Here is a 15,178-nt window from a genome sequence, read left to right as displayed (position 1 = left end):
CCGTTCGTCCGGTGGGCGTGTGCGCGCCCACGACGACGACACCGGGCGTGTGCGCCAGTAGCCCGGCAACACCCGCGCTCCTTCTTTCCGCACCCGGTGCGCCCAGGCCTCCCAGAGGTCTTCCGGCGCACCCGGGGGCGTTCCCAGTCGTCACCCTCTTTCTCTGGAGTCCCGCGATGGCCACTCCCCTGCCCGCCACCCCTCTGTCCCCGCTCCGGACGATCGCCGTCGTCGGTCTCGGCACGATGGGCACCGGTATCACCGAGGTCCTGGCCAAGGCCGGCCGCGAGGTGATCGGCATCGACATCAGCGAGGCCCAGGCGGCCCGTTCGCTCGCCGCCCTGGAGACCTCCACCGCCCGCGCCGTGCAGCGCGGCCGGCTGACCGGGCAGGAGCGCACCGACGCCCTCGCCCGGGTCCGTACCTCCACCGACCTGCGCGCGGCGGCCGACGCCGACCTGGTGATCGAGGTGACGCCCGAGTCGTACGAGATCAAGCAGCAGGTCTTCCGGGAGCTGGACGCGATCGTGCGGCCGGAGACGATCCTCGCGACCGGCACCAACGCCCTGTCGGTCACCCGGCTCGCCGCCGAGTCGGCGCGCCCCGAGCGGGTGCTGGGCCTGCACTTCTTCAACCCGGCGCCCGCGATGAAGCTCGTCGAGGTCGTCTCCTCGGTGCTGACCGCGCCCGCCGCCGTCACCGCCGTCACCAACCTCGCCCTCGACCTCGGCAAGGAGCCGGTCGCGGTCGGCGACCGCCCCGGGTTCGTCGCGGACGGGCTGCTGTTCGGCTACCTCAACCAGGCCGCCGCGATGTACGAGGCGCGCTACGCCTCCCGCGAGGACATCGACGCCGCGATGCGGCTCGGCTGCGGCCTGCCGATGGGCCCGCTCGCCCTGCTCGACCTGATCGGCGTCGACACGGCCCGTACGGTCCTGGAGGCCATGTACGCCGAGTCCCGCGACCGGCTGCACGCCCCCGCCCCCATCCTGGGGCAGCTCAGCGAGGCCGGCCTGACGGGCCGTAAGGCGGGCCGCGGCTTCTACACCTACGAGGCGCCCGGCAGCGCGACGGTCGTCCCGGACGCGCTGACCCCCGCCGCCGGCGGCACCGGCACCCCCGGCCGTCCGGTGCGCGGCGTCGGCGTCGCCGGCTCCGGCACCATGGCCTCCGGTATCGCCGAGGTGTTCGCCAAGGCGGGCTACGACGTCGTCCTGGCCGCCCGCAGCGAGGAGAAGGCGCAGACCGCGAAGGCCCGCATCGGCAAGAACCTCGCCCGGTCCGTCGACAAGGGCCGGATGACCGCGGAGGCCGCCGCGCAGACCCTGGAACGGATCACCCCGGCCGGCTCCTACGACGCCTTCGCCGACGTCGACCTGGCCGTCGAGGCGGTCGCCGAGGACCTGGAGATCAAGCAGCAGCTGTTCGCGACGCTGGACAAGGTCTGCAAGCCGGGCGCCGTCCTGGCCACGACCACCTCGTCCCTGCCCGTCGTCGCCTGCGCCCGCGCCACCTCGCGCCCGCAGGACGTGATCGGGATGCACTTCTTCAACCCGGCGCCGGCGATGAAGCTGGTCGAGGTCGTCCGTACCGTGCTGACGGCCGAGGACGTCCACTCGACGGTGCGCGAGGTGTGCGGACGGATCAAGAAGCACGCCGTCGACTGCGGAGACCGCGCGGGCTTCATCGTGAACGCGCTGCTCTTCCCGTACCTCAACAACGCGATCAAGATGGTGCAGGAGCACTACGCGACCCTCGACGACATCGACGCCGCGATGAAGCTGGGCGGCGGCTACCCGATGGGCCCCTTCGAACTGCTGGACGTCGTCGGGCTCGACGTCTCCCTCGCGATCGAGAAGGTCCTGCACCGCGAGTTCCGCGACCCCGGCCTGGCTCCGGCGCCGCTCCTGGAGCACCTGGTGGCCGCGGGCTGCCTCGGCCGCAAGACCGGCCGCGGCTTCCGCGAATATGCCCGCCGCTGACGGGGCCGGCGACTGGTTCGCACGCGACCGGGACTGGGGCGGACTGCTCGGCCCGGCCGGGACACCCCCGCCCACCACGGGCGGGGGAAACCCCGGACCTGCGCACCGAGCTGCGCACATGCAGTACGTTCGGGTCATGTCCCAGCCCGCCAGGTCCCCACGTACACCAGCCACGCCCGACGCGCCGGAGAGCGCCGCGGGCAGCCGCGCGGCCGCCCAGCGGCTCAGGATGCGCCGCGAACTGGCGGCCGCGGCCATGGAGCTGTTCGCCACCAAGGGGTACGAGGCGACCACCGTCGACGAGATCGCGGCCGCGGCCGGCGTCGCCCGCCGCACCTTCTTCCGCCACTTCCGCTCCAAGGAAGAGGCGATCTTCCCCGACCACGACGACACGCTGATCCGCGCCGAGGCCGTCCTCAACGCCGCCCCGGCGCACGAGCACCCCCTCGACACCGTGTGCCGCGGCATCAAGGAGGTCATGAAGATGTACGCGGCGCGGCCGGAGATCTCGGTCGCCCGCTACAAGCTCACGCGCGAGGTGCCCACCCTGCGCGAGGCGGAGATCGCGTCGGTGGCCCGCTACGAGCGCCTGTTCACCCGTTACCTCCTCGGCCACTTCGACGAGCACGCGCACGACGACGACGCCAACGACGATCCGCTGCTCGCCGAGGTCGCCGCCTCCGCCGTGGTCACCGCCCACAACCACGTGCTGCGGCGCTGGCTGCGGGCCGGCGGCCAGGGCGACGTCGAGGCCCAGCTCGACCACGCCTTCGCGATCGTCCGCAGGACCTTCGGCACCGGCATCGGGGCGGGACGCAACGGCAGCGGCCCCGCGCAGCAGGCCCCCGCGGCGATCTCCGCCCAGGGCGAGGTGCTGGTGACGGTCGCCCGCACCGACGCCCCGCTGGAGGAGGTCATGCGCACCATCGAGCAGGCGCTCAAGGAGCGCTGAGCGACCTCCGCCCCATGAATCCGCTGTGATGACGGCCACCCCACCGGGTGGCCGTTTTGGCATGTCAGAGCACCTTTTCGCGCGGATTTCAGAGCCCGTTCGATCGATCATCGCTCATTTGTTACGTAAAGATTTCATCTGAGGCCAGTTCCTGGCACTCAGTGCCTTGCGCCCTGACACGGGGTGTCATACGTTGAAGACGTCCGGGCGGCCGGCGTGCAGAGACCATTCGTACGCCGGCTGTCCCCGCAAGCCCCATGGCTGCGCGCCCGGACGCCTGCGTCACAGGCAACCTCCCGCGCCACAAAGCGCTGCCGAACAGCACCCCGGCCGAACCGACGGCACTTCCCGAAAAACCCTCAGCAGCACCGACGTAACCCCCAGCGCCCCTCCCTCAGGGCGCTCACCGCCGGAGGCAACACCGTGACCACTCAGGACATCCTGGACGCGATCCAGTCGCCGGAATCGACGCCGGCCGACTTCGCCGCCCTGCCGCTCCCCGAGTCGTACCGCGCGATCACCGTGCACAAGGACGAGACGGAGATGTTCGCGGGCATGAGCACCCGCGACAAGGACCCGCGCAAGTCGCTCCACCTCGACGAGGTTCCCCTGCCCGAGCTCGGCCCGGGCGAGGCCCTGGTGGCCGTCATGGCCTCCTCGGTCAACTACAACTCCGTGTGGACGTCGATCTTCGAGCCGCTGTCCACGTTCGGCTTCCTGGAGCGCTACGGCAGGCTCAGCGAGCTCACCAAGCGGCACGACCTGCCGTACCACGTCATCGGCTCCGACCTCGCGGGCGTCGTCCTGCGCACCGGCCCGGGCGTCAACGCCTGGAAGCCGGGCGACGAGGTCGTCGCGCACTGCCTCAGCGTCGAGCTGGAGTCGTCCGACGGCCACAACGACACCATGCTCGACCCGGAGCAGCGCATCTGGGGCTTCGAGACCAACTTCGGCGGTCTCGCCGAGATCGCGCTCGTCAAGTCCAACCAGCTGATGCCGAAGCCCGGTCATCTGTCGTGGGAGGAGGCGGCGGCCCCCGGTCTCGTCAACTCCACCGCCTACCGGCAGCTGGTCTCCCGCAACGGCGCCGGCATGAAGCAGGGCGACAACGTCCTGATCTGGGGCGCGAGCGGCGGGCTGGGCTCGTACGCCACCCAGTTCGCGCTCGCGGGCGGCGCCAACCCGATCTGTGTCGTCTCCAGCGAGCAGAAGGCAGGCATCTGCCGGTCCATGGGCGCGGAGGCGATCATCGACCGCACCGCCGAGGACTACAAGTTCTGGAAGGACGAGCACACCCAGGACCCCAAGGAGTGGAAGCGCTTCGGCAAGCGCATCCGCGAGCTCACCGGCGGCGAGGACATCGACATCGTCTTCGAGCACCCCGGCCGCGAGACCTTCGGCGCCTCCGTCTACGTCACGCGCAAGGGCGGCACCATCACCACCTGCGCCTCGACCTCGGGCTACATGCACGAGTACGACAACCGCTACCTGTGGATGTCCCTGAAGCGGATCATCGGCTCGCACTTCGCGAACTACCGCGAGGCCTGGGAGGCCAACCGGCTCATCGCCAAGGGCAAGATCCACCCGACCCTGTCGAAGGTCTACTCCCTGGAGGAGACCGGCCAGGCCGCCTACGACGTGCACCGCAACCTCCACCAGGGCAAGGTCGGCGTCCTGTGCCTGGCCCCCGAGGAGGGCCTGGGCGTGCGCGACGAGGAGAAGCGCGCGCAGCACATCGACGCGATCAACCGCTTCCGGAACATCTGAGAGGCGTCCATGACTGAGCGTCAGAAGGACCGGCCGTGGTTGATGCGGACCTACGCCGGTCACTCCACGGCCGAGGCGTCCAACGAGCTGTACCGGCGCAACCTCGCCAAGGGTCAGACGGGTCTGTCGGTGGCGTTCGACCTGCCGACGCAGACCGGCTACGACTCCGACCACGTCCTCGCCCGCGGCGAGGTCGGCCGGGTCGGCGTGCCGGTGGCGCACCTCGGTGACATGCGCCGGCTGTTCCAGGACATCCCCCTGGAGCAGATGAACACCTCGATGACCATCAACGCCACCGCCATGTGGCTGCTGGCGCTCTACCAGGTCGTCGCGGAGGAGCAGGGCGCGGACATCACCCAGCTCCAGGGGACGACCCAGAACGACATCGTCAAGGAGTACCTGTCCCGGGGCACCCACGTGTTCCCGCCGGGGCCCTCGCTCCGGCTGACGACGGACATGATCGCGTACACGGTCTCCCACATGCCGAAGTGGAACCCGATCAACATCTGCAGCTACCACCTGCAGGAGGCGGGCGCCACGCCGGTCCAGGAGATCGCGTACGCGATGTCCACCGCCATCGCCGTGCTCGACGCGGTGCGCGACGGCGGCCAGGTGCCGCAGGAGCGCATGGGCGACGTCGTCGGCCGTATCTCCTTCTTCGTGAACGCGGGTGTCCGCTTCATCGAGGAGATGTGCAAGATGCGGGCGTTCGGCCGCATCTGGGACAAGGTCACGCGCGAGCGGTACGGCATCGAGAACCCCAAGCACCGCCGCTTCCGCTACGGCGTCCAGGTCAACTCGCTCGGCCTGACCGAGGCGCAGCCGGAGAACAACGTCCAGCGGATCGTCCTCGAGATGCTCGCCGTGACGCTGTCGAAGGACGCACGCGCGCGTGCCGTGCAGCTGCCCGCCTGGAACGAGGCCCTCGGCCTGCCCCGGCCCTGGGACCAGCAGTGGTCGCTGCGCATCCAGCAGGTCCTCGCCCACGAGAGCGACCTGCTGGAGTACGAGGACATCTTCGAGGGCTCGCACGTCGTCGAGGCGAAGGTCGCGCAGCTCGTCGAGGATTCCCTCAAGGAGATCGAGCGGATCCAGGAGATGGGCGGTGCGATGGCCGCCGTGGAGTCGGGCTACCTGAAGTCGCAGCTCGTCTCCTCGCACGCCGAGCGCAGGGCCCGTATCGAGTCGGGTCAGGAGAAGATCGTCGGCGTCAACATCTTCGGGACGACGGAGCCCAATCCCCTCACCGCCGATCTCGACACGGCCATCCAGACGGTCGACCCGGCCGTCGAGGCCCGGGTCATCGCCTCTCTCCGGCACTGGCGCGACACCCGCTATCAGCCGCCCTTCAACCACCCGCGCCCGTGCAAGGCGCTGGAGAAGCTGAAGGAGGCCGCCAAGGGCACCGACAACCTCATGGAGGCCACCCTGGAGTGCGCCCGCGCCGGGGTCACGACCGGCGAGTGGGCCGGGGCCCTGCGTGAGGTGTTCGGAGAGTTCCGCGCGCCGACCGGGGTCTCCTCGGCGCCGGTGGCGGTTCCCGCGGAGGAGGGCTCGGCCATGGCCGACGTCCGCCGCAAGGTCGATGTGACGGCCAAGGACCTCGGCGTCGGCAAGCTGCGCTTCCTGGTCGGCAAGCCGGGCCTGGACGGGCACTCCAACGGCGCCGAGCAGATCGCCGTGCGCGCGCGTGACGCCGGCTTCGAGGTGGTCTACCAGGGCATCCGGCTCACACCGGAGCAGATCGTGGACGCGGCCCTGGCCGAGGACGTGCACGCGGTGGGCCTGTCGATCCTCTCCGGCTCGCACGCCCAACTGGTGCCGGACGTCCTCGAACGGCTGCGTGTGGCCGGTGCCACAGATATACCGGTGATCGCCGGTGGCATCATCCCCAACGGGGACGCCGAGCAGCTCAGGGCCGCCGGAGTAGCCGCGGTGTTCACCCCGAAGGACTTCGACATCACCGGAATCATCGGCCGCATCGTCGACGAGATCCGGAAAGCGAACAAGCTCGACCCCCTGGAGGTCCCCGCATGACCGTCAACCGTCTTCGTCCGCGGCGCTCGTGTCTCGCCGTTCCGGGCAGCAACCCGCGCTTCCTGGAGAAGGCCCAGGGCCTCCCCGCCGACCAGGTCTTCCTCGACCTGGAGGACGCGTGCGCGCCGCTCGCCAAGCCCGAGGCGCGGCACACCATCGTCAAGTTCCTCAACGAGGGCGACTGGACGGGCAAGACCAGGGTCGTGCGGGTCAACGACTGGACGACCGAGTGGACGTACCGCGACGTGGTCACGGTCGTCGAGGGCGCCGGCCAGAACCTCGACTGCATCATGCTGCCGAAGGTGCAGAACGCCCAGCAGATCGTCGCCCTGGACCTGCTGCTGACGCAGATCGAGAAGACCATGGGCTTCGAGGTCGGCCGCATCGGCATCGAGGCGCAGATCGAGAACGCCCAGGGCCTCAACAACGTCAACGAGATCGCGCAGGCCTCCCCGCGCATCGAGACGATCATCTTCGGCCCGGCCGACTTCATGGCGTCGATCAACATGAAGTCGCTGGTCGTGGGCGAGCAGCCGCCCGGCTACCCGGCGGACGCCTACCACTACATCCTGATGAAGATCCTCATGGCCGCCCGCGCCAACGACCTCCAGGCGATCGACGGCCCCTACCTCCAGATCCGCAACGTCGACGGCTACCGCGAGGTCGCCCGGCGTGCCGCCGCCCTCGGCTTCGACGGCAAGTGGGTGCTGCACCCGGGCCAGGTCGAGGCGTCCAACGAGATCTTCTCGCCCTCCCAGGAGGACTACGACCACGCCGAGCTGATCCTGGACGCGTACGACTACTACACGTCCGAGGCGGGCGGCAAGAAGGGCTCCGCGATGCTCGGCGACGAGATGATCGACGAGGCCAGCCGCAAGATGGCCCTGGTCATCTCCGGCAAGGGCCGGGCCGCCGGCATGCAGCGCACGAGCAAGTTCGAGATTCCGGAGGCGTGAGGCGATGCAGTTCGGGCGCACCTACGAGGAGTTCGAGGTCGGGGCGACGTACAAGCACTGGCCGGGCAAGACGGTCACGGAGTACGACGACCACCTGTTCTGTCTCCTCACCATGAACCACCACCCGCTCCACATGGACGTCAACTACGCCGAGAACACGACCGACTTCGGCAAGAACGTGGTGGTCGGGAACTACATCTACTCCCTCCTTCTCGGCATGTCCGTCCCGGACATCTCCGGCAAGGCGATCGCCAACCTGGAGATCGAGTCGCTCAAGCACGTGGCGCCGACCTTCCACGGCGACACGATCTACGGCGAGACGACCGTGCTCGACAAGTGGCCGTCGAAGTCGAAGAACGACCGTGGGATCGTGTACGTCGAGACCAAGGGCTACAAGCAGGACGGCACGCTCGTGTGCGTGTTCCGCCGCAAGGTGATGGTGCCGACCGAGACGTACATCAAGGAGCGCGGCGGCGAGCAGCCCGGCCGCCCCGAGCTCAAGTCGCAGGAGAAGTGAGTCATGGCCCGTCTCGCCCAGACCGCCGGTCTGACCGACATCCAGCAGGAGATCCTCTCCACCGTCCGTGACTTCGTGGACAAGGAGATCATCCCGGTCGCCACCGAGCTGGAGCACCGCGACGAGTACCCGCAGCAGATCGTCGACGGCCTGAAGGAACTCGGCCTGTTCGGTCTGATGATCCCCGAGGAGTACGGGGGTCTGGGCGAGTCGCTCCTCACCTACGCCCTGTGCGTCGAGGAGATCGCCCGCGGCTGGATGTCGGTCTCCGGCATCATCAACACGCACTTCATCGTGGCGTACATGCTCAAGCAGCACGGCACACAGGAGCAGAAGGACCACTTCCTGCCGCGCATGGCGGCCGGCGACATCCGGGGCGCGTTCTCGATGTCGGAGCCGGGCCTCGGCTCGGACGTGTCGGCGATCACGTCGAAGGCGGTGAAGGACGGCGACGAGTACGTCCTCAACGGCCAGAAGATGTGGCTGACGAACGGCGGTACGTCGTCCCTCGTGGCCGTTCTGGTGCGAAGTGACGAAGGACACCCCGAGGGTACGGCGCCCCACAAGTCGATGACGACCTTCCTGATCGAGAAGGAGCCCGGCTTCGGTGAGGTCCGTCCCGGCCTGACCATCCCGGGCAAGATCGAGAAGATGGGCTACAAGGGTGTCGACACCACCGAGCTCATCATGGATGACCTGCGGCTTCCCGCGGATCGGGTGCTCGGAGGGGTCACCGGCCGAGGTTTTTACCAAATGATGGACGGCGTCGAGGTGGGGCGCGTGAACGTGGCGGCGCGTGGCTGCGGCGTCGCTCAGCGTGCGTTCGAACTGGGCGTTCAGTACGCCCAGCAGCGGCACACGTTCGGCAAGCCGATCGCCCAGCACCAGGCGATCCAGTTCAAGCTCGCCGAGATGGCTACCAAGGTCGAGGCCGCGCATGCCATGATGGTGAACGCCGCACGCAAAAAGGACTCCGGCGAACGAAACGACCTCGAGGCAGGGATGGCGAAGTATCTCGCCTCCGAGTACTGCAAGGAGGTCGTGGAGGACGCCTTCCGGATCCACGGTGGCTACGGCTTCTCCAAGGAGTACGAGATCGAGCGTCTCTACCGCGAGGCCCCGATGCTGCTGATCGGTGAAGGCACCGCCGAGATCCAGAAAATGATCATTGGGCGCCGACTGCTCGAAGAGTATCGGTTCCAGGGATAGATGTCCGAGTTGGGTGTTTTCTTCGAGAAGGAGATCACACCCCGTCAACTTTCCTCGGCCGTCGACTCAGCTTCCCGGCTTACCCAGTTGCGCCCCCGAACCGCTACGATCGCCGGAAAGCCGCCGTCCCCCCGTCGAAGCGCGGCATCATCCGCTACGAAGGTCATCCATGCCCCACAGCCAAACCTCTGCACACCGCGACCGCCTGGTAGGCGCACGCCTCGCGCGCGGAGCATCGCCGTGGCTTCTGCCGACCGTCGCCACCGCAGCCGTCAGCCTGGTCCGCGCCCGCCGCTCGGGTGTCGCCAAGGCCGTCGCCGTGCCCGCCACCGCTCTCGCGGCGGGCATGCTGTGGTTCTTCCGCGACCCCGAGCGCGAGATCGCCGCAGGCCGGGTCATCTCCCCCGCCGACGGAGTGGTGCAGAGCATCATGCCGTGGAAGGACGGACGGACCCGGGTCGCGATCTTCATGAGCCCGCTCAACGTCCACGTCAACCGCGCGCCGCTGGCCGGCACCGTGACGTCCGTCGAGCACATCCCCGGCGGCTTCGTTCCGGCGTTCAACAAGGAGAGCGAGAACAACGAGCGCGTCGTCTGGCACTTCGACACCGAGCTCGGTGACATCGAGATGATCCAGATCGCCGGTGCCGTCGCCCGCCGTATCGTCCCCTACGTCCCCGAGGGCACGAAGGTCGAGCAGGGCGAGCGCGTCGGCCTGATCCGCTTCGGCTCGCGCGTCGACATCTACCTGCCCGAGGGCGTGGAGGTCGCGGTCGAGGTCGGCCAGAAGACCGTGGCGGGGGTGACTCGCATTGACCGTGATTGACCCGGAGACACAGACGGGCTGGGTGCCCGAGGCCGACGAGGTGGACGAAGAGGAGGAGATGCCCCTCTCGCTCCGCCTCTCAATAGCGGACACCCTCACCCTCGGCAACGCGACCTGCGGCTTCATGGCGGTGTACTTCACCACCACCGGCATCCTGATCCCGCACCTCACCGGCAGCCAGGAATCCGGCATGGCCCGCCACAGCGCGGCCACCGCGGTCATCCTGATGCTCTGCGCGGCGGTCTTCGACCTCTTCGACGGCCTGGTCGCGAGGAAGCTGCGCTCCTCGCCGATGGGCGCGGAGCTGGACAACCTCTCCGACCTGATCAGCTTCGGCCTGGCGCCGGCGTACTTCGTCCTCGTCTACGGCATGGTCGCCGACGACGCCCACCAGCGGGTGGCGGCGGTCGGCGCGATCGTCGTCCTCCTGGCCGTGGTACTGCGCCTTGCCCGCTTCTCCTGCGTGACACCGCCGAACGGCACGTTCCAGGGCATGCCCTCACCGTTCGGCGCGCTGACGGTCGTCTCGATCGTCCTGCTGGAGCTGCCCTTCGTCGCCACCCTGCTGGCGATCCTGGGCACCGCCTGGCTGATGGTGAGCCGGGTGGAGTACCCCAAGCCGCGGGGCCGCCTCGCCGGCGCGATGCTCTGCTGGATCGTGCTGTCGATGGGCCTCCTGGCCGCCTGGGCCTTCGACGCCCCCAGCGGCCAGCTCCTCCTCCAGACGGGCTGCGCGCTGCAGCTGGTCATGGGCGCGGTCATCCCGCTGTTCGCCACGGCCCGCCGGGTGAACAACTTCCGTGACAACCGACGCGAGGCCCGGGCGGCACAGCTGCCCTGATCCTCACGCACCACGAACGGGTGTGGCCCGAGCCCCGAGGCTCGGGCCACACCCGTTTCGGCCGTCGGGTCAGACCAGGAAGTCCCGCCCGATCCGCTCCGCCACCCGCTCCAGGATCGGCCCGGCGTCGGAGATGCAGGTGGCCACGTCCGGCTCGATCTCCGTCAGCGGGTACGCCCGCCGGATGCCGGCCCGGCCCAGCGCCTCGGGCGGCAGGGCGAGCCGCCCGCACACGGCGACGACCTCCTTGCCGGCCTTCCGGGCGGCCGCGGCGACCCCGGCGGGGGCCTTGCCGTGCAGGGTCTGCTCGTCCAGCGACCCCTCCCCGGTGATCACCAGCTCCGCCCGCTCCAGCGCCGGGGCGAAACCCAGCACGTCGAGCATGACCTCGATGCCGGCGCGGAACCGGGCGCCGAGCAGCAGGGCGCCGTAGCCGATGCCGCCCGCGGCGCCCGCCCCGGGCGCGGCCGCGTACTCGGCCGCCTCGGGCCCGACGGCCGCCTCCAGCACCTTGGCGTAGTGGGCGAGTGCCGCGTCCAGTGCCTCGACGTCGTCCGGGGAGGCGCCCTTCTGCGGCCCGTACACCGCGGGCGCACCCTTCGGCCCGGTCAGCGGATTGTCGACGTCGCTCGCGAGGATCAGCTCGACGGACGACAGCCTCTCGTCCAGGCCGGAGAGGTCGGCCCGGGCCAGGTCCGCGAGTCCGCCGCCGCCCGGCGCCACCGGCTCCCCGTCCTCGTCCAGGAACCGCGCCCCCAGCGCCGACAGCATGCCCGCGCCGCCGTCCGTGGTGGCGCTGCCGCCGACCCCGAACACGATCGTGCGCACGCCCGCGTCCAGCGCGGCCCGCAGCAGCTCCCCGGAGCCGTACGTGGACGCCGTCAGCGGTGCGAAGACGCCGGCCGGCAGCCGCTGCAGGCCGCTCGCCTCCGCCATCTCCACCACGGCGGTGTCGCCGCGCAGCGCGAACGCGGCGGTGACCTCGTGCCCGAGGGGGCCCGCGACCCGCACCTCCCGGCGTTCGAACCCGGCCGCGACCGCCGCGTCGACCGTGCCGTCGCCGCCGTCGGCGACCGGCAGGGCCTCCACCTCGACGTCCGGCACGACCCGGCGCAGCCCGGCCGTCACCCGCTCGGCGACCTGTACGGCCGTCAGCGACCCCTTGAACTTGTCCGCGGCCACGAGCACCCGTCGGGTGCCCTGCGCTGCAGCGTCCGCCACCGTTGTCATCCCCTTGCTCTGCGGGCCCGCGCACGTCAGGGCCAGTCGCGCCGCAGCGACCTTAACCAAAGGACGCCCCCGCCGTCATGCGATGCCCGGACCCTGGAACAACCCTGAGCGGTGGCTGTGGGAGCCGCCGAAACCCGCGCGAGCGGCACCGGAATCGGGTAAACCGGAGCCATGACCCCTACGGGCAGCGACCCGGACCTCGCCGACCGCGTCCTCGGCGGCTGGCTGGGCCGGATCGCCGGCAACATGCTCGGCAAGCCGGTCGAGAACGGCGAGGTGTGGACGCGCGAGCGCATCGACGACTACCTGCGGCGGGCCGGCGCCCTGCCGCTCACCGACTACCTGCCCGAGCCGGCCGCCGACGAGGACCGCCGGTGGCTGCGCCCCGAGTGGCGCGCGTGCGTGCGCGGCCGCATCCACGGCAGCTGCCGCGACGACGACGTCGACTACGCGATCCTCGGCCTGCACCTCCTGGAGACCCACGGCTTCGGCTTCAGCACCGAGCAGGTGGGCGACCTGTGGCTGCTGCGGCTGCCGTACCTGCAGACGTTCACCGCGGAACGCGTCGCCTACCGCAACCTCGCCGACGGTCTGAAACCGCCGGTGACGGCGACGTACGACAACCCCTACCAGGAGTGGATCGGCGCCCTCATCCGCGCCGACGTCCACGGCTGGACCTGCCCCGGTGCCCCGCGCCGCGCCGCCTCCCTGGCCCGTCGGGACGCGACGCTCTCCCACACCGGCAACGGCGTCTACGGCGCGATGTGGGCGGCGGCCCTGATCGCGGCGGCGTTCACCGCGCCGACGGTGCGCCACGCGCTCGACGAGGCGTTGGCCGTCGTACCGGCGAGCTGCCGCCTCGCACGGACCGTACGCCGGGTCGCCGCCCTCCATGACGCGGGTCTGACCTGGGAGGACACCCTGACCACGCTGGCCGACGAGACGGCCGGCCTCGGCTGGATCCACACGGTGCCGAACGCCGCCGTCCTCACCGCCGGCCTGCTGTACGGCGACGGCGACTTCACCCGCACGATCACCCTCACCGTGCGCGGCGGCCTGGACACCGACTCCAACGGGGCGACGGCCGGTTCGGTGGCCGGCGTCCTGACCGGCGCGCACGCGATCCCGTCCCGGTGGACGGAGCCCCTGGAGGACACCGTGCGCAGCGCGGTGTTCGGCTTCGACGGGGTGCGGATCAGCGAGCTGGCCAAGCGGACGGTGCGGCTGGCGGAGACGGAACGCTGAGACGCCGGTCCGCGAAGAGAGCAGTCGTGCAGACGGATGACGTTGGGCGAGGCGGACCCGCGGGCTGGATACCCTGCCGGGGTGACTAACTCCAGCGCGTCCGACTTCGCCGCGTACATCGCCTCCCTGCCCCGCGTCCTGGCCGGAGCGGCCGCACTCCTCCGCGACGATCAGGGGCGGGTCCTGCTCGTCGAGCCCAACTACCGCGACGGCTGGGCGCTGCCCGGCGGCACCATCGAGTCCGACCAGAACGAGTCGCCGCGCGAGGGCGCGCGCCGGGAGACGCTCGAGGAGATCGGCCTGGACCGTGCGCCCGGGAGGCTGCTCGCCGTGGACTGGGTGACGGGTCCGGGCCGGCCGCCGCTGGTGGCGTACGTCTACGACGGTGGGATCCTCGACGAGGACGACCTCAAGGCGATCCGGCTGCAGGAGGAGGAGCTGCTGTCCTGGCGGCTGGTCCCGCGCGAGGAGATCACCGACCATCTGCTGGGCGCGCTGGGCCACCGGGTCCTGGCCGCTCTGGACGCCCTGGCGGACGGCTCGGGGCCCATCGAGCTGGAGAACGGTCACCGGGTCGGCTGACCTCCCGGCGCCCCGGTTCAGCCGTCGGGATTGCGGGGCCTGCCGTCCACCTCGCGCAGCGCCTCGTCACGGGCGGCGACCCGGGCCTCCGTGCGGTGGCCGCGCTCGATGTAGTCCCGGACGACGAGCTCGACGGCGTCCTGGGGGTTGCCGACGCCGGAGAGAACCATGATCTCGACGACGAGTTCGGCGTCGAGCGAGACAGTGACCTTGGCCATGCCGGGACGGTAACACCGGGGCGGGGCGGCCGGATATCCGTTCGCGGGACGCGAATCCGCCGCCTTACCCTCGGTCGCATGAGCAAGCCCCTCGTCGCCCTCCTCAGCGGTGCCGGCATCTCCACCGACTCCGGCATCCCGGACTACCGCGGCCCCAACGGGCTGTGGCGCAAGGATCCGGAAGCGGAGAAGCTCGTCACGTACGAGTACTACATGCGGGATCCGGAGATCCGGCGGCGGTCCTGGCAGATGCGCCGCAAGAACCGCACTCTGGCGGCCGAGCCGAACGCGGCCCACCGCGCCGTCGTCGACCTGGAGCGGTCCGGGGTACCGGTGCGGGTCATCACCCAGAACGTCGACGGACTGCACCAGCTCGCCGGTCTGCCCGCCCGCAAGGTCCTCGAACTCCACGGCACCGCACGGCAGTTCGTGTGCACCGAGTGCCATGCGCGAGGGCCGATGGAGGACGCCCTCGCCCGGCTCGACGCCGGCGAGGAGGACCCGCCGTGCCTGGAGTGCGGCGGGATCCTGAAGTCGGCGACCGTCATGTTCGGCCAGCGGCTCGACCCGGTGGTCCTCGGCGAGGCCGTCGCCATCACCAAGGCCTGCCAGGTGTTCCTCGCCGTGGGGAGCAGTCTGCAGGTCCAGCCGGCCGCCGGGCTGGCCGGCGTCGCCGCCGAGCACGGCGCCCGGCTGATCATCGTCAACGCCGAGCCGACCCCGTACGACGAGCTCGCCGCCGACGTCGTGCGGGAACCGATCGGGACGGCACTGCCCCGGCTGTTGCGGGAGCTGGCCGGCACGGATCTGTGAGCC

Annotated in this window: 14 protein-coding genes; 12 read left to right on the top strand and 2 right to left on the bottom strand. The window is 70.4% G+C overall.

From position 1 onward, the window contains the following. The first annotated feature begins 176 nt into the window (after positions 1 to 176). The 9 genes from ACIBVL_RS16160 (at position 177) to pssA (ending at position 11,087) form a co-directional block, all read left to right on the top strand. Positions 177 to 1,982: a 3-hydroxyacyl-CoA dehydrogenase family protein gene (locus ACIBVL_RS16160; RefSeq protein ID WP_399097770.1), complete on the top strand. Its 1,806-nt coding sequence runs from the start codon at positions 177 to 179 to the stop codon at positions 1,980 to 1,982. 136 nt (positions 1,983 to 2,118) lie between these two features. Then, positions 2,119 to 2,934, top strand: a complete 816-nt coding sequence (locus ACIBVL_RS16155) for a TetR family transcriptional regulator (protein WP_399097769.1) — start codon at positions 2,119 to 2,121, stop codon at positions 2,932 to 2,934. Between the two features lie 423 nt (positions 2,935 to 3,357). After that, positions 3,358 to 4,701, top strand: coding sequence for a crotonyl-CoA carboxylase/reductase (ccrA, locus tag ACIBVL_RS16150; RefSeq protein ID WP_399097768.1), 1,344 nt, complete (start codon positions 3,358 to 3,360; stop codon positions 4,699 to 4,701). A 9-nt stretch (positions 4,702 to 4,710) separates the two neighbouring features. Next, positions 4,711 to 6,738: a protein meaA gene (locus ACIBVL_RS16145; RefSeq protein WP_399097767.1), complete on the top strand. Its 2,028-nt coding sequence runs from the start codon at positions 4,711 to 4,713 to the stop codon at positions 6,736 to 6,738. Next, on the top strand, positions 6,735 to 7,694 hold the full coding sequence (locus ACIBVL_RS16140; RefSeq protein WP_399097766.1) for an HpcH/HpaI aldolase/citrate lyase family protein: 960 nt from the start codon (positions 6,735 to 6,737) through the stop codon (positions 7,692 to 7,694). Before ACIBVL_RS16145 ends, ACIBVL_RS16140 begins: the two co-directional genes overlap by 4 nt. Positions 7,695 to 7,698: 4 nt before the next feature. Next, positions 7,699 to 8,211, top strand: a complete 513-nt coding sequence (locus tag ACIBVL_RS16135) for a MaoC family dehydratase (RefSeq protein ID WP_399097765.1) — start codon at positions 7,699 to 7,701, stop codon at positions 8,209 to 8,211. A 3-nt stretch (positions 8,212 to 8,214) separates the two neighbouring features. Beyond that, a complete protein-coding gene (locus ACIBVL_RS16130; RefSeq protein ID WP_399097764.1) occupies positions 8,215 to 9,420 on the top strand; it encodes an acyl-CoA dehydrogenase family protein in 1,206 nt (401 codons plus the stop codon). 169 nt (positions 9,421 to 9,589) lie between these two features. After that, positions 9,590 to 10,246, top strand: coding sequence for a phosphatidylserine decarboxylase (locus ACIBVL_RS16125; RefSeq protein ID WP_399097763.1), 657 nt, complete (start codon positions 9,590 to 9,592; stop codon positions 10,244 to 10,246). Between the two features lie 22 nt (positions 10,247 to 10,268). After that, positions 10,269 to 11,087, top strand: a complete 819-nt coding sequence (gene pssA, locus ACIBVL_RS16120; RefSeq protein ID WP_399097936.1) for a CDP-diacylglycerol--serine O-phosphatidyltransferase — start codon at positions 10,269 to 10,271, stop codon at positions 11,085 to 11,087. A 69-nt stretch (positions 11,088 to 11,156) separates the two neighbouring features. Here pssA and ACIBVL_RS16115 read toward each other — a convergent pair whose 3' ends face one another. Beyond that, positions 11,157 to 12,275, bottom strand: a complete 1,119-nt coding sequence (locus ACIBVL_RS16115) for a glycerate kinase (protein WP_399097935.1) — start codon at positions 12,273 to 12,275, stop codon at positions 11,157 to 11,159. A gap of 213 nt (positions 12,276 to 12,488) precedes the next feature. Here ACIBVL_RS16115 and ACIBVL_RS16110 point away from each other — a divergent pair, with 213 nt between their 5' ends. Together ACIBVL_RS16110 and ACIBVL_RS16105 are read left to right on the top strand one after the other, a co-directional pair. Further along, positions 12,489 to 13,562 (top strand): ADP-ribosylglycohydrolase family protein, encoded by a 1,074-nt coding sequence (locus ACIBVL_RS16110; RefSeq protein WP_399097762.1) that lies wholly within the window; start codon positions 12,489 to 12,491, stop codon positions 13,560 to 13,562. An 81-nt stretch (positions 13,563 to 13,643) separates the two neighbouring features. Next, entirely contained in the window at positions 13,644 to 14,144 is a 501-nt protein-coding gene (locus ACIBVL_RS16105; RefSeq protein ID WP_399097761.1) for an NUDIX domain-containing protein, read from the top strand. A 17-nt stretch (positions 14,145 to 14,161) separates the two neighbouring features. On the opposite strand, the gene ACIBVL_RS16100 is transcribed toward ACIBVL_RS16105, so the two are convergent. Then, complete coding sequence (locus ACIBVL_RS16100) at positions 14,162 to 14,362, bottom strand: DUF2191 domain-containing protein (RefSeq protein WP_399097760.1); 201 nt, start codon at positions 14,360 to 14,362, stop codon at positions 14,162 to 14,164. A 78-nt stretch (positions 14,363 to 14,440) separates the two neighbouring features. On the opposite strand from ACIBVL_RS16100, the gene ACIBVL_RS16095 reads away from it, so the two are divergent. Beyond that, positions 14,441 to 15,175, top strand: a complete 735-nt coding sequence (locus tag ACIBVL_RS16095; RefSeq protein WP_399097759.1) for an SIR2 family NAD-dependent protein deacylase — start codon at positions 14,441 to 14,443, stop codon at positions 15,173 to 15,175. Positions 15,176 to 15,178 lie beyond the last annotated feature (3 nt).

It is taken from the genome of Streptomyces sp. NPDC049687 (assembly GCF_044465285.1).
GTDB lineage: Bacteria > Actinomycetota > Actinomycetes > Streptomycetales > Streptomycetaceae > Streptomyces.
This window is presented reverse-complemented; position numbering and strand designations above follow the sequence as displayed.

Coding starts and splice junctions, on each gene's coding strand:
- ACIBVL_RS16130 (WP_399097764.1), top strand. CDS start 8,215: ATGGCCCGTCTCGCCCAGACCGCCGGTCTGACCGACATCCAGCAGGAG.
- ACIBVL_RS16135 (WP_399097765.1), top strand. CDS start 7,699: ATGCAGTTCGGGCGCACCTACGAGGAGTTCGAGGTCGGGGCGACGTAC.
- ACIBVL_RS16100 (WP_399097760.1), bottom strand. CDS start 14,362: ATGGCCAAGGTCACTGTCTCGCTCGACGCCGAACTCGTCGTCGAGATC.
- ACIBVL_RS16125 (WP_399097763.1), top strand. CDS start 9,590: ATGCCCCACAGCCAAACCTCTGCACACCGCGACCGCCTGGTAGGCGCA.
- ACIBVL_RS16095 (WP_399097759.1), top strand. CDS start 14,441: ATGAGCAAGCCCCTCGTCGCCCTCCTCAGCGGTGCCGGCATCTCCACC.
- ACIBVL_RS16140 (WP_399097766.1), top strand. CDS start 6,735: ATGACCGTCAACCGTCTTCGTCCGCGGCGCTCGTGTCTCGCCGTTCCG.
- ACIBVL_RS16160 (WP_399097770.1), top strand. CDS start 177: ATGGCCACTCCCCTGCCCGCCACCCCTCTGTCCCCGCTCCGGACGATC.
- ACIBVL_RS16155 (WP_399097769.1), top strand. CDS start 2,119: ATGTCCCAGCCCGCCAGGTCCCCACGTACACCAGCCACGCCCGACGCG.
- ACIBVL_RS16110 (WP_399097762.1), top strand. CDS start 12,489: ATGACCCCTACGGGCAGCGACCCGGACCTCGCCGACCGCGTCCTCGGC.
- ACIBVL_RS16145 (WP_399097767.1), top strand. CDS start 4,711: ATGACTGAGCGTCAGAAGGACCGGCCGTGGTTGATGCGGACCTACGCC.